Raw genomic sequence first — 20,315 nt, forward strand, 5'->3', positions numbered from 1 at the left:
AAGCCACACTCCCAAAACCAGCCCCATCAGCGATAACGCCAGCACGTACCACGCCGGTGCAAGGGGTGACACACCCATCAACACCGTCACCACAATCGGCGTCAGCCCACCGAAAATGGCATACGAGACGTTATAAGAGAAAGAGATCCCGGTGAAGCGTACCTCTGGCGGGAAGGCGCGGACCATCACGTACGGTACGGCGCCAACGACGCCCACGCACAGCCCGACGACACCGTACAGCAGGAACAGCTGTTCAGGATGGGAGCCCGCAAGATGATAAAATGCCCAGCTCGACGCGGCCAGCAGCAGGCTGCCGACAATAAAGGTCGCGCTGGCGCCGAAACGATCCGCCGCCAGCCCGGCGGCCAGACAGCCAAAGCAGAGCATAATTGTCGCGATACTGTTCGCCTGTAACGTCACGGCAGGCGCAAAACCGTACTGTTTTTGCAGCCAGACCGGCGACATCAAAATGACCACCACGATACCCGCAGACAGCAGCCAGGTCAGAAGCATCGACACCACTACCGCTTTTTTATGCCGCACCACCACGGTTTTCACCGGCAGTTCTTGCGCCAGCGCCTTCCGCTGCTGCATCTCCAGAAATATTGGCGTCTCCTGCAACCAGCGTCGCAGGTACATTGCCACCAGCCCGAACGCCCCGCCCAGCAGGAACGGAATGCGCCAGCCCCAGTCGTGAACGGCCTGTTGCGTCATGCTGGTATTGATGATGGTTGCAACCACGGAGCCAAGCAGGATCCCGATCGTCAGCCCTGCGGTCAGCGTTCCACACGCAATGCCGATGCGGCGCACCGGGACGTGCTCAGCGACAAACACCCAGGCGCCAGGCACTTCTCCACCGATGGCCGCGCCCTGGAGAATACGCATCATCAGCAGCAATAACGGGGCGATAATGCCCATCGACTCATAGGTAGGCAAAAGGCCAATCGCCAGCGTCGGCACGGCCATTAGCAGGATGCTGAGGGTAAACATCTTCTTGCGCCCAACCAGATCGCCAAAGTGCGCCATGACAATGCCGCCCAGCGGACGCGCCAGATACCCGGCAGCGAAAATGCCGAAGGTTTGCACCTGACGCAGCCATTCCGGAATATCAGCCGGGAAAAATAGCGCCCCCACGACGGCGGCGAAGAAGACAAAGATGATGAAGTCGTAAAACTCCAGCGCGCCGCCCAGGGCAGCGAGCGTGAGGGTTTTGTAGTCCTGTCGATTCAGAGGTCGGGTGTTATGTGACATAGCGAACCATTGTGCATGTGTTGTGGATTATTTTTTACAGCAATCGTAAAGAAAAAATTACTATATCGTAAATCCATTTACACGCTACTGCGGCTGGCGCTAATGTCACATTTTAATAATTTTCAGGATATTGTTTCGCGGCGAGCGCTTTTAGGGCGAAATGCTGCTACCACGTTGCCGTCAGTTTCCACATACGGACCGTCAAGCAGTTGTATACAATACGGTACACTTGCAAAGATACCGTGGACAATAACGCTGCCGTCTTCCGCTTTAAGCCCTTCGAGGGTCTCTTTGATCGACTTCGGCTGGCCCGGCAGATTCAGGATCAGCGCCTGTTTGCGAATCACCCCGACCTGACGGGAAAGAATGGCCGTCGGGACAAAGTGTAGACTGATCTGGCGCATCTGTTCACCGAAGCCCGGCATTTCACGATCGGCGATAGCCAGCGTCGCGTCCGGCGTCACATCGCGGCGCGCGGGGCCGGTGCCGCCCGTCGTCAGCACAAGGTGGCAGCTCATCTCATCCACCAGTTCACACAGGGTTTGCTCGATGATCGGCTGCTCATCCGGGATCAGGCGAGTCTGGATCTCAAACGGGGTAGTCAGCGCGCTGCCCAGCCACGCTTCCAGAGCAGGGATGCCTTTATCCTGATAAACACCGCTGGAGGCGCGGTCTGAAATCGACACTAAGCCGATGCGTAAGGTATTCATATCCATTCCATTCAAAAAGTACTGATTAATGGGAATGATACACGCAGAGAGAAAATTCAGACAGAGGCGGGGGAAAGACGCGTGACCGGGAGCCCGGTCACGCAGAATGATTACAGCAGGTCGCCGATCATTTTTTCCAGTTTTTCCTGGTCGATAGCAAACTTACGGATACCGTCCGCCAGCTTGTCTACCGCCATTGGATCCTGGTTGTGCTGCCACAGGAACTCAGACTCGGTGATGCGCTCAGGGCGCGCTTTCACTTCGCCGGTGTAGGACAGTTTACGCTCGATAGCACCTTCGCTTTCTGCCAGCTCTTTCAGCAGCGCAGGGGCGATGGTCAGGCGGTCACAGCCAGCCAGCTCAATGATTTCGCCGACGTTACGGAAGCTTGCGCCCATAACAACGGTCTCATAGCCGTGCTGTTTGTAGTATTCGTAGATTTCAGTCACAGAAATCACGCCTGGATCTTCAGACGCCGCGTACTCTTTCTTGTCGGTGTTGGCTTTGTACCAGTCCAGAATACGGCCCACGAACGGAGAAATCAGGTATACGCCAGCTTCGGCACATGCACGCGCCTGCGCGAAGGAGAACAGCAGAGTCAGGTTACAGTTGATACCTTCTTTTTCCAGCTGCTCAGCAGCGCGGATGCCCTGCCAGGTAGAGGCCAGTTTGATCAGGATACGGTCGTTGCTGATGCCCGCATCGTTGTACAGTTTGATCAGGCGTTTTGCTTTGGCGATAGACGCTTCGGTGTCGTAGGACAGGCGAGCATCAACTTCGGTAGAGATACGGCCAGGAACGAGCTTCAGGATTTCCAGACCGATGTTCACTGCCAGTTTGTCAGTGGCATCCACAACCTGCTGCGCGCGGTCATTGCTCTGTGCTTTTGCCCAGGTCACCGCCTCGTCGATCAGTTTGCGATACTCAGGGATCTGCGCGGCGTTAAGGATCAGAGAAGGGTTGGTTGTGGCATCCTGCGGCTGGTACAGCTTCATTGCCGCGATATCTCCGGTGTCAGCGACGACAGTGGTGAACTGACGAAGGGAGGTCAATTTATCCGTCATGATAGTGTTTCTCTTTTAACGTGCCCTGGATAATTCACACTACCGACAGCTTGCCAGCAGCGGAAAAATGACAGGTTTACTTGTTAGGGGGATGTAACCGGTCTGCCCTGATGATAACACGAGTGAGAGGCAGCGCAACCGCAGACAGTGCGCTTAGGCAGAGTATGATAAACTCAGAATATTAACAGGCTGCTAAGTAACAGCATGCACAATCAGTGGTAGCGCTTACATATTCACTTTGGCATCAACAAGAGGGACGTTAGTGCCTGATTTCTTTTTCTTTATCAACGAAGTCCTCTGGGGTTCGATCATGATATACCTGCTTTCAGGAGCAGGTATCTGGTTTACGTGGCGCAGCGGTCTGATTCAGTTTCGCTATATCCGCAAATTTGGCAGAAGTCTGAAAAACAGCGTCACCCCACAGCCGGGCGGCCTGACCTCGTTTCAGGCGCTCTGTACCAGCCTGGCCGCGCGCGTCGGCAGCGGTAACCTGGCCGGTGTCGCGCTGGCGATCGGCGCGGGCGGTCCGGGCGCGGTATTCTGGATGTGGGTGACGGCGATTATCGGTATGGCCACCTCCTTTGCTGAATGCTCGCTTGCGCAACTCTACAAAGAAAAAGACGGCAAAGGTCAGTTTCGCGGCGGTCCCGCCTGGTATATGGCTCGCGGGCTGGGAATGCGCTGGATGGGCGTTCTGTTCTCGATCTTTTTGCTGATTGCCTATGGCCTTATTTTCAATACCGTTCAGGCAAATTCCGTCGCCCACGCGCTGCGCTTTGCCTTCAATTGTCCGGAGTGGCTGACGGGCGGCGCGCTTGCCCTTCTCACCCTGCTGACCATTGTGACCGGGCTCAAAGGGGTTGCCCGCCTGATGCAGTGGCTGGTTCCGCTGATGGCGCTGCTGTGGGTGTCCACCAGCCTGATGGTATGCGCGATACATATCGACGAGGTGCCGAACGTCATCGTCACCATTTTCCAAAGCGCGTTCGGCTGGCGCGAAGCGGCTTCCGGCGCGCTGGGTTACACCCTTAGCCAGGCACTCACTGCGGGTTTTCAGCGGGGTATGTTCTCCAACGAAGCGGGAATGGGCTCCACGCCGAATGCCGCCGCAGCGGCCGCATCCTGGCCCCCACATCCCGCCGCGCAGGGCATTGTACAGATGATTGGCGTCTTCACAGACACCATTGTTATCTGCTCCGCCAGCGCGATGATAATGCTGCTGGCCGGTGCCGCTGAACAACCGTCCGGTAGTACGGCAGGCATTCATTGGGTACAACAGGCGCTGGTCTCCCTCGTCGGCGACTGGGGCGCGGGCCTTGTCGCACTTGTCGTGGGACTTTTTGCCTTTAGTTCCATTGCGGTGAACTATATCTATGCCGAAAACAACCTTATCTTCCTGAAAGTTGACTCGCGTCTGGCCCGCAACATCCTTCGCGCGGGCGTGCTGGCGATGGTGTTTGTAGGTTGCCTGCTCAGCATGCCGATGATCTGGCAAATAGCGGACGTCATTATGGCGCTGATGGCCATCACGAACCTGACGGCCATTTTGCTGCTTTCACCGGTTGTGGCGCTGATCGCGCGCGATTATCTGCGTCAGCGCAAGCTCGGCGTACAGCCCGTCTTTGACGCCTCACGCTATCCCGAAATCGAGTCACAAATTGCCCCTGGCACCTGGGATGATTTGCCGCGGCAATAACAGCTATCGATCAATTCAGGGCGATTTTTTGTTAAAGTCGCTCTAAATTTCCTGCAAGGACTGGATATGCTGATTCTGATTTCACCTGCCAAAACGCTCGACTACCAGAGCCCGCTCGCCACTGAGCGTTATACCCAGCCGGAATTGCTGGACTACTCGCAACAGCTGATCCACGAGGCGCGTAAGCTTTCGGCTCCGCAAATCGCTTCGCTGATGAGCATCAGCGATAAACTCGCCGACCTGAATGCCACCCGTTTTCATGAGTGGCAGCCTGACTTCACGCCCGCCAACGCCCGCCAGGCGCTGTTGGCCTTCAAAGGTGACGTCTACACTGGCCTGCAAGCAGAAACGTTTAGCGAAGCCGATTTCGATTTTGCCCAGCTGCATCTGCGCATGTTATCGGGCCTGTACGGGGTGCTGCGACCGCTGGATCTGATGCAGCCGTATCGTCTGGAGATGGGTATCCGCCTGGAAAACGCTAAAGGTAAAGATCTGTACCAGTTCTGGGGCGATGTCATTACCGACAAGCTTAACGCGGCGCTGCAAGCCCAGGGGGACAACGTGGTGATCAACCTGGCCTCTGATGAGTACTTCAAATCGGTGAAGCCGAAGAAGCTGGATGCGGACATTATCAAGCCGGTATTCCTCGACGAGAAAAACGGCAAATTTAAAGTGATCAGCTTCTACGCCAAAAAAGCGCGCGGTCTGATGAGCCGCTTCATCATTCAAAACCGTCTGACGAAGCCAGAGCAGCTCACTGGCTTTAACAGTGAAGGGTATTTTTTCGACGAGGCATCGTCAGGAAAAAACGAGCTGGTGTTTAAGCGTCACGAGCAATAAAAAGACAACCCCGCCAGCTGGCGGGGTTTGTGTTAATGGTGCTTCCGGTCCGGGCCCGGGCGACGATCGTCATGACGGTGGTGATCGTCACGATCGCGATGTTCATCGTGTGGACGCCAGTGGTTATCGCGCCAGTCATAGTGCGCTTTCCACCAGTCATGGTCGCGCCAGCGGCCGCCATCCCAGTAGTGCCCGTTATTATCCCGATCGCCAATTTGCAGTTTTACCGCTGGCACGAGGGTGATCTCAGCTGCCTGCACCGCCATGGGAGCGACCAGCATCAGTGAAAGCGCGATAAGTGCAGGTTTCAGTGTAGACATAGGTGACTCCTTATTCTTCTTGCCCAACGTGGGCCGATGTAAGGAGAGTACGTGATGGGGACGGGGGATGTTATTCTCTGCAATCCTAAACGCTAAGTGACCGCATTTATTGGGAATTTCTGCTTTTTTCCTGCTGTTTTTCTCCTTAATTTCTTCACAAAAAAGCCGGGTGGCGCTGCGCTTACCCGGCCTACGATGAGTTCGCCGTTGTAGGCCCGGTAAGGCGAAGCCGCCACCGGGCAGCACAATCACGCTCGGGTCATCATCAGCTTACGCAGCGCGGCAAAGTCTGCGGGCAGCTCATGAGACAGCAGCGGCAGGTCGGCGCGATCGGCCAGCTCTTTTGGTAGCGGCAGCGTTTCCCCCAGGATCGCTTCCACGCTCTCTTTGAACTTGGCCGGATGGGCGGTGCCGAGGAACAGACCATACTCACCCGGTTGAAGCTGATCGCGCAGGGCACGATAGGCAATCGCCGCGTGCGGCTCAGAGGTATAGCCCACCGCTTTCAGCTCGCGCATGGTGGCTTTCGTGGTTTCGTCCGTCACCGCTGCGTAACCCAGATCGCCCAGACGCCAGACCTTACGGCGGAACAGCTCTTCCACACGCGGCCAGTTGTTAGGCTGTGACACATCCATCGCATTGGAGAGCGTGGCCTGAGTCGCGTTCGGCGCCCATTTTCCGTCCTTCAGGAAACGCGGCACGGTGTCGTTGGCGTTGGTGGCGGCGATAAAGCGCTTCACCGGCAGGCCGAGGGATTTCGCCAGCAGGCCTGCCGTCAGGTCGCCGAAGTTGCCGCTTGGCACGGAAACCACCAGCTGATTGCGCGCCTCCTGCGGCAGCTGCGCCACCGCTTCGAAGTAGTAGCAGATCTGCGCCAGCAGACGGCTGATGTTGATGGAGTTGGCAGAGTTCAGCCCCAGCGCCGCCTTCAGCTCTTCGTCATCGAAGGCCTGCTTCACTAGCGCCTGACAGGCATCGAAATCACCGTCGATCGCCACGGTTTCAATATTGCCCCCAAGGGTGCAGAACAGTTTTTCCTGAAGCGGGCTGATTTTGCCTTTCGGATAGAGGATCACCACGCGGACGTTTTTCAGGCCGTAGAACGCATGGGCCACCGCCGCACCGGTATCGCCTGAAGTCGCGGTCAGGATGGTCACCGGTTTGTCGCCGCTGATGTGGGTCAGCATCTGCGCCATAAAGCGACCGCCGAAATCTTTGAACGCCAGCGTCGGGCCGTGGAACAGCTCCAGACAACCAACGTCAGGCTCCACCTGCTTCACCGGCGCCGGGAAAGCAAACGCCGCACGCACGCGCTCTTCGAGCAGCTCCTGCGGGATTTCGTCGCCGATAAAGGCAGACAGAATTTTGGTGCTGCGGGTGACAAAGTCCTGCTTCAGCAGCTCATCGATTTCGGTCAGCTGAAATTCCGGCAGGTCGTGGGGGAAGAACAGCCCCTGATTTTTGCCAAGCCCCTGCGTTACCGCCTGCGCGAAGCTGACCTGCTCGTTATGATCTTTAAGGTTGTAGAGTTTCATTCGTTATCCCAGTACTCGTGCGCCAGCCGTGTCCAGACGGCAAATATGAACAAAGCCTTCCTGATTTTGCAGGTAGTGTTTAGAGAGCCAGTCCGCCACGCGCTGCGCGGTGTCTGGCTTGTCGCATAAGGCGAACAGCGTCGGGCCGGAGCCGGAGATGCCGCACGCCTGTGCGCCGATATCCATGGATGCCTGTCGCGCTTCGTTAAAGCCCGGCAGCAGCTTCGTGCGATACGGCTCGGCAATGACGTCTTTCATCAGTTTCGCCGCCAGCTGCGGCTGACGGGTGTAGCAGGCGTGAATAAAGCCCGCCAGATGACGCCCGTGGGCGATACAGTCCTGACGACGATACTGCGCCGGCAGGATCGCACGCGCTTCGGCGGTAGACACTTTAATGCCCGGATAGGCCAGCACCCACAGCCACTCATCAAACCCTGGCACCTGCTGGCTGATGATGCCATTTTCTTCAATCATCAGCTGCATGCCGCCAAGGAAGCACGGCGCCACGTTATCATAATGAATGCTGCCGGAGATGCGCCCTTCCAGCTCGCCCATCAGCGCCAGCAGACGGCTGTTGTTCAGCGGCTTGCCGCAATGCTCATTCATCGCCACCAGCGCGGCGACCACCGAGCAGGCGCTCGAGCCCAGCCCCGAACCAATCGGCATGCTCTTTTCCAGCGTCATGGCGACCGGCACGTTTTTGCCGATCTCCTGACAGAAGCGTTCCCAGCACTGATAAACGATATTCTCGCGCGGTTCAGACGGCAGCTTACTGGCGAAGCGGCCGATGTTATTCAGGCTGAAGCGCTCTGCCGCCTCAACCGTAACCGTATCGCCCAGCAGCGAACCGTCCACCGGCGTGACCGCCGCGCCCAGCACGTCAAATCCGACGCTCATATTGGCGCTGGAAGCCGGGGCATATACTTTAACCATCTTAAACTCCTAACTTCCATGACAGGGTACGCAGCAGATCGGCAAACACGCCCGCCGCCGTCACATCATTCCCTGCGCCATAGCCGCGAAGCACCAGCGGCAGTGGCTGATAATAATGGCTGTAGAACGCCAGGGCGTTCTCGCCGTTTTTCACCTTGTACAGCGGATCGTTGCCATCCACTTCGGCAATCTTCACCCGGCAGACGCCGTCTTCTTCAATGTTGCCAACATAGCGCAATACCTTACCTTCATCACGGGCTTTCGCAACGCGTGCGGCAAAGGCGTCGTCAAGCTGCGGCAACCTGGCCATAAAGGCGCTGACGTCACCGCTGTCATCAAATTCTGCTGGCAGCACCGGCTCAATCACGATATCCGAAAGCTCCAGCTCGCGGCCAGTTTCGCGCGCCAGGATCAGCAGCTTACGCGCCACGTCCATGCCGGAGAGGTCGTCGCGCGGATCCGGCTCGGTGTAGCCCAGCTCGCGCGCGGCGCGGGTGGCTTCCGACAAGCTCATCCCTTCGTCCAGCTTGCCGAAGATAAACGACAGGGAGCCGGAGAGGATGCCGGAGAAACGCTGTAGTTCGTCGCCCGCGTTGAGCAGGTTTTGCAGGTTCTCGATGACCGGCAGGCCCGCGCCCACGTTGGTGTCATACAGAAACTTACGGCGCGACTTACTCGCCGCCAGCCGCAGCTGGTGATAGTAATCCATCGACGAGGTGTTGGCCTTTTTGTTCGGCGTCACCACATGGAACCCTTCGCGCAGGAAATCCGCGTACTGATCGGCCACCGCCTGGCTGGAGGTACAGTCAACGATCACCGGGTTAAGCAGGTGATATTCTTTCACCAGGCGGATCAGGCGGCCCAGGTTAAATGGCTCTTTCGCCTCTTCCAGCTCCGCCTGCCAGTTTTCCAGATTCAGACCGTGGACGTTAGTCAGCAACGCTTTCGAGTTCGCAATGCCGCAAACGCGCAAATCGATATGTTTCTTCTTAAGCCACTCCTGCTGGCGCTTCACCTGCTCCAGCAGCGCGCCACCGACACCACCGACGCCCACCAGGAACAGCTCAATCACCTGGTCGGTGTTGAACAGCATCTGATGCACCACGCGCACGCCGGTAGTGGCGTCATCGTTATCCACGACAACGGAAATGGAACGCTCTGATGAGCCCTGGGCAATCGCCACGATATTGATATTAGCCCGCGCCAGCGCGGCAAAGAATTTGGCGGAGATACCGCGCAGGGTGCGCATGCCGTCGCCGACCACAGAGATAATCGCCAGACGTTCCTGAATCGAGAGCGGCTCCAGCAGCTCTTCTTTCAGCTCCAGATAGAACTCTTCTTCCAGCGCGCGACGGGCACGCAGGCAATCACCCTGCGGAACGCAGAAACTGATGCTGTATTCGGAAGAAGACTGCGTGATCAGCACCACGGAGATCCCGTTGCGGGACATAGCGGCAAAGACGCGTGCCGCCATGCCGACCATGCCCTTCATCCCCGGGCCGGAGACGCTGAACATCGCCATGTTATTGAGGTTAGAAATGCCTTTCACCGGCAGGTCATCTTCATCCGCGCTGGCGCCAATCAGCGTGCCCGGCGCCTGAGGGTTACCGGTATTCTTAATCAGGCAAGGGATTTGGAACTGGGCAATCGGGGAGATGGTACGCGGGTGAAGAACTTTAGCGCCGAAGTAGGAAAGCTCCATCGCTTCCTGGTACGACATCGACTTCAGCAGCCTGGCGTCCGGCACCTGGCGCGGATCGCAGGTATAAACGCCGTCGACGTCAGTCCAGATCTCACAACAGTCTGCGCGTAAACAGGCGGCCAGCACGGCGGCGGAGTAGTCAGAGCCGTTACGCCCCAGCACCACCAGTTCGCCCTTCTCGTTACCGGCGGTAAAGCCTGCCATCAGGATCATATGGTCAGACGGGATTTTGCTCGCCGCAATACGGCGTGTCGACTCGGCAATGTCGACGGTGGATTCAAGGTAGTGGCCCACAGCCAGCAGTTTTTCAACCGGATCGATGACCGTCACGTGGTGACCGCGCGCTTCCAGCACGCCTGCCATGATGGCGATAGAGAGTTTTTCACCCCGGCAAATCAGCGCCGCGTTGATGCTGTCCGGACACTGACCAAGCAGGCTGATACCGTGAAGAACGTGTTTAATCTGGGCAAATTCAAGTTCAACGGTGCTTTTCAGCTGCGCCAGCGGGAAACCAGGCTGGGCGTCGGCCAGCCCCTGAAGCAGATCGGCAAAGATACGCTCGGCGTCGCTGATGTTCGGTAGTGCATCCTGACCACCGATGGTTTTTTCAATCATCGCCACCAGGTGGTTCGTGATTTTGGCCGGGGCAGAGAGCACGGTGGCAACCTGCCCCTGCCTGGCGTTGCTTTCCAGGATATCGGCAACACGCAGAAAACGTTCTGCATTTGCCACTGACGTACCGCCGAACTTCAACACTCGCATGGTTCTACCTCATTTCCTTTAGCCGAAAAAAAAGCCCACACTGTTCAGGTGCGGGCTTTTTTCTGTTTTTCCTGTACGCGTCAGCCCGCATCGTTACCTGTGGTAATGATGATGGTTGTAGTAATGGTGGTGATGCTGATGCGTTTCATGGATGTTGTGTACTCTGTCATTATTATCTGTCTGTGCTCTATTCTTTTAGGGTTAAAGGATCGAGCCCCTTAAGTCAATGAATTTTTAATTCGATCACAATTCGGGACATTCTCACGTCCCGCTGCGGGCAGATTTATTTTCATCGGAATAACCCAGATGCAACCCCAGACATCAGCAGGATCGGCCATAATAAAAACCTATGACACTATTTTACTCGGCTAATTTTTTTTCAATATCATGAAGCAATCGGTGCAGCATTGCCGTATCGCGCTGCTCAAGACGCCCCAGGCGCTGCTGTAACCAGTCCACCATTTTCTGATCGTCAGCGACGCCCAACTGCTCAAGAAGGTTATTTGCACGAACACGCAGTGCCGCCAGCTGGTTTTCATCCGAAACTGTCACCGGTGGCTGAGAAATTTGTATTAAGGATGCTAATTGATAGCAATAGACCATCACCGCCTGCCCCAGATTGAGTGACGGATAATCCGCCACCATCGGCGCGCCCGTCAGCACGTCAGCCAGCGCCAGCTCTTCGTTAGACAGCCCGGAATCTTCTCGCCCAAACACCAGCGCGGCTTTCTCCAGCCACTGGCTTTTCTCTTCCAGCATCGGCACCAGTTCAGCAGGCGTGGCGTAATAGTGAAACTTCGCCCGGCTGCGCGCGGTCGTCGCGACGGTAAACGAAATATCGTGGAGTGCGTCGGCGAGCGTAGCGTAAGTGGTTATATTATCGAGAATATCACCCGAACCGTGCGCCACCCAGCGCGCAGCAGGCTCCAGATGCGCCGTGCTGTCCACAATACGCAAATCGGTAAACCCCATAGTCTTCATGGCACGCGCCGCAGCGCCAATATTTTCAGCTCTTGCTGGTGCCACCAGCACAATCGACAGATGCATTTACGCTCTCTTTTTAATCAGTTAGCAGGTAAAAATGTGATTCAGTTCAACATATTACGCAGCACGAATTTACAATTTTGCAACACAAATCACCGAAATAGCGTTTCATAACAATTAAAAAAAGCTAAACTATTTTGTGGCTGAACAATCAGTTAGAATGTTAACAGAAGTCCATTATCCTTATGTTTTGTAATGATAATGACCATATGAATACTCTTTTCTGATTGGATTCGTACCGTTTATCAATCAATGTCCGCAACTAGTTGGTTTATTGAAAAATTGTGACAAAGGCTAGCATTCAGCTACGATGATTTCATCAAACTGTTAACGTGCTACAATTGAACTTGATATATGTCAACGAAGCGTAGTTTTATTGGGTGTCCGGTGTCACTTAGCCTGTTATGTTGCTGTTAAAATGGTTAGGATGACAGCCGTTTTTGACACTGTCGGGTCCAAAGGGAAAGTACCCACGACCAAGCTAATGATGTTGTTGACGTTGATGGAAAGTGCATCAAGAACGCAATTACGTACTTTAGTCACGTTAAGCCGATCATGTTAATTTGCGACATGCATCAGGCAGGTCAGGGACTTTTGTACTTCCTGTTTCGATTTAGTTGGCAATTTAGGTAGCAAACATGCAGACCCCGCACATTCTTATCGTTGAAGACGAGTTGGTAACACGCAACACGTTAAAGAGCATTTTCGAAGCAGAAGGCTACGATGTCTTTGAAGCGACCGATGGCGCAGAGATGCATCAGATCCTTTCTGAAAATGATATCAACCTGGTGATTATGGATATCAACCTGCCGGGCAAAAACGGGCTTCTTCTGGCGCGCGAACTGCGTGAACAGGCGAACGTCGCGTTGATGTTCCTGACGGGCCGTGACAACGAGGTTGATAAAATTCTTGGTCTGGAAATCGGCGCGGATGACTACATCACCAAGCCGTTCAACCCTCGCGAGTTAACCATTCGTGCACGCAACCTGCTGTCCCGCACCATGAATCTGGGTACGGTAAGTGAAGAGCGTCGTAGCGTCGACAGCTACAAATTCAACGGCTGGGAACTTGATATCAATAGCCGTTCGCTGATTAGCCCGAACGGTGAGCAGTACAAACTGCCGCGCAGTGAATTCCGCGCGATGCTGCACTTCTGCGAGAACCCGGGCAAGATTCAGTCCCGTGCAGAACTGCTGAAGAAAATGACCGGTCGTGAGTTGAAGCCACACGATCGTACCGTTGACGTAACCATCCGTCGTATTCGTAAGCACTTCGAATCTACGCCGGATACGCCGGAAATCATCGCCACGATCCATGGTGAAGGCTATCGTTTCTGCGGTGACCTCCAGGAGTAATTCTCCCGTCACGCAGTAAAAAACGGCGCATTTGCGCCGTTTTTTTTATCAATGCCACGGCATAATCGGTACCGCGCTTATCGCGTTTTTCGGTGAGCCGTCCACGACTTTGTCGGAATAAGCTAGATAAGCCAGGGTGTTACGCTTCGCGTCATAAAAACGGACCACCTGTAGCTTTTTGAACACCAGCGAGGTCCGTTTCTGGAATACGACGTCGCCCTGCGCTTTGCCGTTTTTGATTTTGTCACTCAATTCCACCGGGCCAACCTGCTGGCAGGAGATGGCCGCGTCAGACGTGTCTTCAGCCAGCCCCAGGCCGCCTTTAATCCCGCCGGTCTTTGCCCGGCTGACATAGCAGGTGACGTTTTTAACGTCCGGATCGTCAAAGGCTTCCACCACAATTTTGTGGTCCGGCCCAAACATTTTAAACACAGTATCCACGGAGCCAATTTGCTCCGCCTGTGCCACGCGCCCTGCCATCAGCGCCAGTGCTGTAAAGACTAAAACCTTGTATTTCATATTGTTACCATTCATAAAAATTACGCTGAGCGATTATTCAACAGGTTAGATAAAAATGTAGCAAGATCACAGGATTAGAATATATCCGCACATAAATCACTACAAAAAGCATTTATGCGCAAAAAAAACACTGAATGCTAAAACGTCAAAAAATGCTATTATCCGCTAACCTGTAAACAGGCACCTGCGGCAGTTTTAAGGATGAGGATAGTATATGGATCAGGCTGGAATTATTCGCGACCTGCTCACCTGGCTGGAAGGTCATCTCGACCAGCCTTTGTCACTGGATAATGTGGCGGCAAAAGCAGGCTATTCCAAGTGGCATCTGCAAAGGATGTTCAAGGATGTCACCGGTCATGCTATCGGTGCCTATATTCGCGCACGTCGTTTATCAAAGTCTGCTGTCGCGTTGCGCCTGACCGCGCGACCAATCCTGGATATTGCCCTGCAATATCGCTTCGATTCACAGCAAACCTTCACCCGCGCCTTTAAAAAACAGTTCTCGTTAACGCCAGCGCTTTATCGCCGCTCGCCGGACTGGAGCTCCTTTGGTATGCGTCCGCCGCTGCGTCTGGGCGAGTTTGCGATGCCAAAATATGAAATCATCACCCTGCCGGAAACGCACCTGGTCGGCACCACGCAGAGCTACTCCTGTTCCCTGGAGCAGATCTCCGAGTTCCGCCATCAGATGCGCGTTCAGTTCTGGCGCGAATTTTTAAGCCATGCTCCGGCGATCCCGCCGATTCTGTATGGCCTGAACGAAACGCATCCCAGCCAGGAAAAAGACGACGAGCAGGAGGTGTTCTATACCACGGCGCTGACGCCTGACATGGCGAACGGTTACATTCATGGCTCGAAGCCTGTCGTGCTGGAAGGCGGCGAGTATGTAATGTTCTCATACGAAGGTTTAGGAACGGGCGTTCAGGAGTTCATCCTGACCGTTTACGGGACCTGCATGCCGATGCTGAATCTGAATCGCCGTAAAGGTCAGGACATTGAGCGCTACTATCCGGCGCAAGATGCTAAACCGGAAGAAGGCCCTATCAATCTGCGTATGGAATTCCTGATTCCGGTACGTCGTTAACGCTGCAACTCATCCAGTGCAGGGGCATCAAGATGCGAAATGTCCCCTGCCATCTCAACTACCCACCCCGATGCCAGCCAGGCACTTTCCTGATAGTCGATACGGGAAATGGAACAGTTGCGCAGACGCAAACGGCGTTCGGCGTAAGCCGGCAGTCCCAGAATGGTGCTCACCAGGCAACCCAGCGCGATACCGTGGCTTACCAGCAGCGGTCGGCTACCTGCCGGGAGTTTCAGGCACTCGGCCAGCGCGGCATGCATGCGCACGCTCAGCTCCTGCATGGATTCCCCTTCAGGGATGCGACCATCTTCAGTGCCGTTCACCAGCGTGCGGCGCCAGCCTTCTTCGGTTTCCGTCAGCGTATCGATAGGACGTTTTTCCAGCACGCCCATATTCAGCTCGCGCAGACGCGGTTCGAGGGTCACGTCGCAGCCACAGGCATCGGCGATGATGCGTGCCGTCTGCTGCGTGCGGCCTAAATCACTGGAGATGACGTGAGTGATACCCAGCGTTCTGGCGCGCTCCGCCACCTGCCACGCTTGCTGCACACCTTTGTCGGTGAGAGGACTGTCTGACTGGCCTTGAATACGTCGCTCGGCGTTCCACTGCGTTTCACCGTGGCGAACAAGGTATACCTGTAACATGCTTTTTTTCCGTTATACTGCGATGAATTTTTTAAATCGAGCTTAATTATGCACCATGTTGTCTCTGCTACCACCAATCCTGCCAAAATTCAGGCAATTCTAAGGGCATTTGAAGAGATCTTCGGCGAAGGATCCTGCCATATTGACGCCGTCGGCGTCGAGAGCGGTGTGCCGGAACAGCCGTTTGGCAGCGAGGAAACACGCGCTGGCGCACGAAATCGCGTGGCTAATGCAAAAGCCGCCGCGCCAGACGCTGACTTCTGGGTCGCGATTGAAGCAGGCATCGACGAAGGGGCGACCTTCAGCTGGGTTGTCATCGAAAGCCGTGAGCAGCGCGGCGAAGCGCGTTCTGCCACGCTGCCGCTGCCGGAAGTCATACTGGAGAAAGTCCGCGCGGGTGAGGCGCTGGGGCCGGTAATGTCGCACTACACCGGCATTGATGAAATTGGTCGTAAAGAGGGGGCGATTGGCGTCTTTACGGGTGGCAAGCTTACGCGTTCAGGCGTTTACCACCAGGCCGTTATTCTGGCGTTAAGTCCGTTCCATAACGCGATTTATCGTTAAGTTTGCAGGCCGGATAAGGCGAAGCCGTCATCCGGCGTTTTTCAGCAATACCGCTTCCAGCCACTGACGCAGTTCAACCGGCGCCGACTTCAGGCTGTTTGAACCACGGGTGATGGTCGCGATGCCCGCGCCCAGCTCGTTTTTCAGCTCGCGCTGGCTCATTTCGCCGCGCAGCAGTTCCTCAATAATGCGTACCCGCGTGCCCAGCGCTTCGCGTTCATCGGGCGTCAGCATCAGCTGTAGCAACGGTAAATGCAGATCTTTGTCGTAAGACTGGCGGAGCAACTCCACAAAACGAAGCCACTCCTGATGACGCTGTTCGGCCATGGCCGAGGAATACGGGGAATGCTGGGTCATGTTATGCTGCCTCTTGTACTCATTAGCGAGTACAGCATAACACAACCCGCGCCGATCAGTAACGTCTCTGCCACTCGGCATCGCTCATCAGGGTATCTTTCTGCCCCATGAAGTAGCGATAGTAGGCGTCATAAGCCAGCACATTCTTCACATAGCCGCGCGTTTCCGAGAACGGAATGCTCTCGACAAACGCCACGGCGTCGATGCGCCCTGCGCTGTTGCCAAGCCATGTCCGCACGCGGCCAGGCCCGGCGTTGTACGCCGCTGACGCGAAAATACGGTTATTACCGAACTGCTGATAGACGTACTGCAAGTAGCTGGTACCGATGTTGATGTTAGTCTCCGGATCCAGCAGCTGGGACGGGCTGCTGTAGCCTGGAATATTAAACATCTTCACCGTGTGCGTCGCGGTACCCGGCATAATCTGCATCAGGCCGCTGGCACCCACCGGAGAACGCACTTTCGGGTTCCAGGCGCTCTCCTGACGGGCAATGGCCATCGCATAGCTTTGCGGAATATCTTTGCCGCTGGTGTAGCGATCGAACAGATCCTTATAAGCCAGCGGGAAACGCTCTTCGAGATGATCCCACAGTTTGCCGGCGATCGTCGCCTGCACGCTCAGATCCCACCAGCGATTATCAAATGCATAGCGGGCAAGCTGCGCTTTCTCATCGGTGGTACGGCTGGTGACCAGATTCGCCCATTCGCTGCGCGCGGTATTATCCAGATTCCAGTACATCAGCTCGCGCACGCGCGCCATTTCCGGCCCCTGCGTCAGCGCCGGGTTCGCGTTGGCTGGCGCTTTGTCGATCTTCAGGGTGTACTCCTCGCCCAGACGCTGCGCCGCCGCCATCGGGTAGAATCCGCGCTGCTGCATCAGGGAGTGGAGGATCTCTTTGGCTTCATCTTCACGACCACGTTCCAGCAGCATGTCCGCCTGCCAGTAACGCCATTCATCTTTCTCTTTGGCATCCATCGGCAGACGCGCCAGCCAGGTATTGAGGCCACGACGATCGCCCGTTCCCAGCGCCATGCGCACGCGACGCTCCACCAGCGAGACAGAGTTCGAACGCATCACCGCATCGTCACGCCAGCGCGCCTGTTCGTCGGTGACATCTGTCCCCATCAGTCGCCATGCCACAATATCGCGCAGCTCCTGAGTTTGATCGTCATTAAGCTGCTGGGCCTGCACCAGCTGCGGGATCATCAGCCGGGCGTTTTCCACATCATCACGCGCCACGCTGGCAAAGGCCACCGCCGCCATCTGGCGGGTAAAATCGGTCGCGCCGGTAGTACGCGCAAACGTCAGCACGGTATTGGGATCGTTTGCCAGACTGATAACGGCAGACGCAATGGTCTGATAATCTGCGGGCATCTGGCCCGCCAGCACGGTGACCAGCCGGGTGTTTCCGGCCTTCATCGCCAGGCGAATACGTTCCAGGTAAGAGAGCGGATCCTGCTTGCCCGAGGCGCGCCAGGCGCTGAACAGCGGGTCACAGGCGTTTGGCTGGCTTTTGCCCGTCAACCACAGCTCTTTCGCGCCGGTCCAGGCTTCCTCCTGCTGACCGGTCGCCCATTTCGCATAATAGTAATTACACTGCGCTTCCGTCGCGCCCGGTTTATCCGGGCTGAAAGCCAGCAGGCCGCGCCAGTCTTCGCGACGGGCCAGCTCGTTCACAAACCGGGACTTCAGGGTGCGCGCAGGCGGCAGGGTCGGGTTCGCCTGAATGAAGTTATTCACGGTGACGGTCGGTTGATTCATGAGATCGTCCGTGATCTGACGATACTCAAGATACGGATACAGCGGATAATCCTTCAGCGTCGGCATCAGCGCCTGCACGGTATCCATCTGCTTGTTGTCCCATGCCTGTTTAATCTGGGCATAGCGGTTACGTTGTTCATCCAGTGAATCGGCATGCACCGCCTGGCTTACCGCCATTACGCATACGCTGGCAGCCAGCAGACGCCAGACCACCCGTTTGGCTTTTTCCACAAGCTCTTCCTCATTGTTTTTCGTCAGTTGCAGCGTCTTGCCACGTCAAAGTTACATCAACTTATGCTAACCAGGCATCCCACAACGCGCCACGTCATGGACACTTTTTTACCTTTCTTGCGCGTTTTAACACTCCCGACGTTCCTGGCTGGGATTAGGGCGTGAAAAAGGCTACACTTCGAGGCTGAAATTCATTCTCATCACGATAAAAGAGGCGAAGTCCAACGTGGCTCAATTCGTTTATACCATGCATCGTGTCGGCAAAGTTGTCCCGCCGAAACGTCATATTCTTAAAAATATCTCGCTGAGCTTCTTCCCGGGCGCAAAAATCGGTGTTCTGGGTCTCAACGGTGCCGGTAAGTCCACCCTGCTGCGCATCATGGCCGGCATCGATACAGACATCGAAGGTGAAGCCCGTCCGCAGCCTGGCATTAAGATCGGCTACCTGCCGCAGGAACCCCAGCTGAACCCGGAACACACCGTGCGTGAATCCGTTGAAGAAGCGGTATCCGAGGTGGTTAACGCCCTGAAAGGTCTGGATGAAGTGTATGCCAAATACGCCGAGCCGGATGCGGACTTCGACAAACTGGCCGCTCAGCAGGGCAAATATGAAGAGATTATCCAGGCGCACGACGGTCACAACCTGAACGTGCAGCTGGAGCGCGCGGCTGATGCCCTGCGTCTGCCAGACTGGGATGCGAAAATCGCTAACCTGTCCGGTGGTGAACGCCGCCGCGTGGCGCTGTGCCGCCTGCTGCTGGAAAAACCAGACATGCTGCTGCTTGACGAACCTACCAACCACCTGGATGCGGAATCCGTGGCGTGGCTGGAGCGCTTCCTGCACGACTTCGAAGGCACCGTGGTGGCGATTACCCACGACCGTTACTTCCTCGACAACGTTGCGGGCTGGATCCTGGAGCTGGACCGCGGCGAAGGTATTCCGTGGGAAGGCAACTACTCCTCCTGGCTGGAGCAGAAAGATCAGCGTCTGGCGCAGGAAGCCTCTCAGGAAGCGGCCCGCCGCAAGTCTATTGAGAAAGAGCTGGAGTGGGTGCGTCAGGGCGCGAAAGGCCGTCAGTCTAAGGGCAAAGCCCGTCTGGCACGCTTCGAAGAGCTGAACAACACTGAATACCAGAAACGTAACGAAACCAACGAACTGTTTATTCCACCTGGCGCACGTCTGGGGGATAAAGTGGTTGAAGTGACCAACCTGCGTAAGTCCTACGGCGACCGTCTGCTGATCGACGACCTGACCTTCTCCGTGCCGAAAGGCGCTATCGTTGGCATCATCGGTCCGAACGGCGCAGGTAAATCGACCCTGTTCCGCATGATGTCCGGTCAGGAACAGCCTGACAGCGGCTCTATCACCCTGGGTGAAACCGTGAAGCTGGCTTCCGTGGACCAGTTCCGCGACGCAATGGATAACAGCAAAACCGTGTGGGAAGAGGTTTCCGGCGGTCTGGATATCATGCGTATCGGCAACACCGAGATGCCAAGCCGCGCTTACGTTGGCCGCTTTAACTTTAAGGGCACTGACCAGGGCAAACGCGTGGGCGAGCTGTCCGGCGGTGAGCGCGGTCGTCTGCACCTGGCGAAGCTGCTCCAGGTTGGCGGCAACGTTCTGCTGCTTGATGAACCTACCAACGACCTGGACATCGAAACCCTGCGCGCGCTGGAAAACGCCCTGCTGGAGTTCCCGGGCTGCGCGATGGTTATCTCGCACGACCGCTGGTTCCTGGACCGCATCGCAACCCACATCCTGGACTACCAGGACGAAGGTAAGGTGGAGTTCTTCGAAGGTAACTTCACCGAATACGAAGAGTACAAGAAACGCACGCTGGGCGCAGACGCGCTGGAGCCGAAGCGTATTAAGTACAAGCGTATTGCGAAATAAAAGCAAAACGGCAACTTCGGTTGCCGTTTTTTATGTTTGTACCCTCTC

At 55.9% G+C, this 20,315-nt stretch carries 20 protein-coding genes and 1 other annotated feature; of the genes, 6 read left to right on the top strand and 14 right to left on the bottom strand.

Annotated elements, in window-relative coordinates; all coding sequences use genetic code 11:
* The 3 genes from ACWKXX_RS21260 to tal all read right to left on the bottom strand — a co-directional run.
* Positions 1 to 1,251 (bottom strand): MFS transporter (locus ACWKXX_RS21260; protein ID WP_454540879.1); only part of this gene is annotated, 1,251 nt, incomplete at its 3' end.
* Between the two features lie 122 nt (positions 1,252 to 1,373).
* Positions 1,374 to 1,961: a molybdopterin adenylyltransferase gene (mog, locus tag ACWKXX_RS21265; protein ID WP_047052506.1), complete on the bottom strand. Its 588-nt coding sequence runs from the start codon at positions 1,959 to 1,961 to the stop codon at positions 1,374 to 1,376.
* Between the two features lie 110 nt (positions 1,962 to 2,071).
* Positions 2,072 to 3,025, bottom strand: a complete 954-nt coding sequence (gene tal, locus ACWKXX_RS21270; protein ID WP_003856481.1) for a transaldolase — start codon at positions 3,023 to 3,025, stop codon at positions 2,072 to 2,074.
* Positions 3,026 to 3,287: 262 nt separating this feature from the next.
* On the opposite strand from tal, the gene ACWKXX_RS21275 reads away from it, so the two are divergent.
* Together ACWKXX_RS21275 and yaaA are read left to right on the top strand one after the other, a co-directional pair.
* Positions 3,288 to 4,721: an alanine/glycine:cation symporter family protein gene (locus ACWKXX_RS21275; protein ID WP_032652520.1), complete on the top strand. Its 1,434-nt coding sequence runs from the start codon at positions 3,288 to 3,290 to the stop codon at positions 4,719 to 4,721.
* A gap of 66 nt (positions 4,722 to 4,787) precedes the next feature.
* Complete coding sequence (gene yaaA, locus ACWKXX_RS21280) at positions 4,788 to 5,561, top strand: peroxide stress protein YaaA (protein WP_015572628.1); 774 nt, start codon at positions 4,788 to 4,790, stop codon at positions 5,559 to 5,561.
* A 32-nt stretch (positions 5,562 to 5,593) separates the two neighbouring features.
* On the opposite strand, the gene ACWKXX_RS21285 is transcribed toward yaaA, so the two are convergent.
* The 7 genes from ACWKXX_RS21285 to yjjY all read right to left on the bottom strand — a co-directional run bounded on the left by ACWKXX_RS21285 (position 5,594) and on the right by yjjY (position 12,400).
* Entirely contained in the window at positions 5,594 to 5,881 is a 288-nt protein-coding gene (locus tag ACWKXX_RS21285; RefSeq protein ID WP_015572627.1) for a DUF2502 domain-containing protein, read from the bottom strand.
* A 248-nt stretch (positions 5,882 to 6,129) separates the two neighbouring features.
* Positions 6,130 to 7,416 carry a threonine synthase gene (gene thrC / locus ACWKXX_RS21290; protein WP_045339648.1) on the bottom strand — a complete coding sequence of 429 codons (1,287 nt, stop codon included), beginning with the start codon at positions 7,414 to 7,416 and terminating at the stop codon, positions 6,130 to 6,132.
* Between the two features lie 3 nt (positions 7,417 to 7,419).
* Positions 7,420 to 8,349, bottom strand: coding sequence for a homoserine kinase (gene thrB, locus ACWKXX_RS21295; RefSeq protein WP_022650380.1), 930 nt, complete (start codon positions 8,347 to 8,349; stop codon positions 7,420 to 7,422).
* 1 nt (position 8,350) lies between these two features.
* The gene (gene thrA / locus ACWKXX_RS21300) at positions 8,351 to 10,813 is read right to left on the bottom strand and encodes a bifunctional aspartate kinase/homoserine dehydrogenase I (protein ID WP_023295899.1); all 2,463 of its coding nucleotides are present in this window, start codon (positions 10,811 to 10,813) and stop codon (positions 8,351 to 8,353) included.
* Between the two features lie 24 nt (positions 10,814 to 10,837).
* Positions 10,838 to 10,955 (bottom strand) — a sequence feature (Thr leader region).
* Positions 10,894 to 10,962 carry a thr operon leader peptide gene (thrL, locus tag ACWKXX_RS21305; RefSeq protein ID WP_015572623.1) on the bottom strand — a complete coding sequence of 23 codons (69 nt, stop codon included), beginning with the start codon at positions 10,960 to 10,962 and terminating at the stop codon, positions 10,894 to 10,896. (Overlaps the previous feature by 62 nt.)
* A gap of 211 nt (positions 10,963 to 11,173) precedes the next feature.
* Positions 11,174 to 11,860, bottom strand: a complete 687-nt coding sequence (locus ACWKXX_RS21310) for a tRNA/rRNA methyltransferase (RefSeq protein WP_261666448.1) — start codon at positions 11,858 to 11,860, stop codon at positions 11,174 to 11,176.
* 399 nt (positions 11,861 to 12,259) lie between these two features.
* Positions 12,260 to 12,400 carry a YjjY family protein gene (gene yjjY, locus ACWKXX_RS21315; RefSeq protein ID WP_001541509.1) on the bottom strand — a complete coding sequence of 47 codons (141 nt, stop codon included), beginning with the start codon at positions 12,398 to 12,400 and terminating at the stop codon, positions 12,260 to 12,262.
* A 95-nt stretch (positions 12,401 to 12,495) separates the two neighbouring features.
* Here yjjY and arcA point away from each other — a divergent pair, with 95 nt between their 5' ends.
* Complete coding sequence (gene arcA / locus ACWKXX_RS21320) at positions 12,496 to 13,212, top strand: two-component system response regulator ArcA (RefSeq protein ID WP_003856501.1); 717 nt, start codon at positions 12,496 to 12,498, stop codon at positions 13,210 to 13,212.
* Positions 13,213 to 13,260: 48 nt separating this feature from the next.
* Here arcA and creA read toward each other — a convergent pair whose 3' ends face one another.
* The gene (creA, locus tag ACWKXX_RS21325; protein WP_032103047.1) at positions 13,261 to 13,731 is read right to left on the bottom strand and encodes a protein CreA; all 471 of its coding nucleotides are present in this window, start codon (positions 13,729 to 13,731) and stop codon (positions 13,261 to 13,263) included.
* A 214-nt stretch (positions 13,732 to 13,945) separates the two neighbouring features.
* On the opposite strand from creA, the gene robA reads away from it, so the two are divergent.
* Positions 13,946 to 14,815: an MDR efflux pump AcrAB transcriptional activator RobA gene (gene robA / locus ACWKXX_RS21330; protein WP_003856504.1), complete on the top strand. Its 870-nt coding sequence runs from the start codon at positions 13,946 to 13,948 to the stop codon at positions 14,813 to 14,815.
* Here robA and gpmB read toward each other — a convergent pair.
* A complete protein-coding gene (gene gpmB, locus ACWKXX_RS21335; RefSeq protein ID WP_032671448.1) occupies positions 14,812 to 15,459 on the bottom strand; it encodes a 2,3-diphosphoglycerate-dependent phosphoglycerate mutase GpmB in 648 nt (215 codons plus the stop codon). The two genes, robA and gpmB, sit on opposite strands and share 4 nt — an antisense overlap.
* 48 nt (positions 15,460 to 15,507) lie before the next feature.
* On the opposite strand from gpmB, the gene yjjX reads away from it, so the two are divergent.
* Positions 15,508 to 16,023 (top strand): inosine/xanthosine triphosphatase, encoded by a 516-nt coding sequence (yjjX, locus tag ACWKXX_RS21340; RefSeq protein ID WP_015572619.1) that lies wholly within the window; start codon positions 15,508 to 15,510, stop codon positions 16,021 to 16,023.
* A gap of 27 nt (positions 16,024 to 16,050) precedes the next feature.
* On the opposite strand, the gene trpR is transcribed toward yjjX, so the two are convergent.
* Positions 16,051 to 16,380 carry a trp operon repressor gene (trpR, locus tag ACWKXX_RS21345; protein ID WP_003856511.1) on the bottom strand — a complete coding sequence of 110 codons (330 nt, stop codon included), beginning with the start codon at positions 16,378 to 16,380 and terminating at the stop codon, positions 16,051 to 16,053.
* 55 nt (positions 16,381 to 16,435) lie between these two features.
* Positions 16,436 to 18,373 (bottom strand): murein transglycosylase, encoded by a 1,938-nt coding sequence (gene sltY / locus ACWKXX_RS21350; RefSeq protein WP_017694548.1) that lies wholly within the window; start codon positions 18,371 to 18,373, stop codon positions 16,436 to 16,438.
* Positions 18,374 to 18,599: 226 nt separating this feature from the next.
* Between sltY and ettA the strand changes: the two genes are divergently transcribed.
* Positions 18,600 to 20,267 (top strand): energy-dependent translational throttle protein EttA, encoded by a 1,668-nt coding sequence (ettA, locus tag ACWKXX_RS21355; RefSeq protein WP_006810191.1) that lies wholly within the window; start codon positions 18,600 to 18,602, stop codon positions 20,265 to 20,267.
* Positions 20,268 to 20,315: the final 48 nt, after the last annotated feature.

Source organism: Enterobacter sp. UPMP2061, from assembly GCF_053709615.1.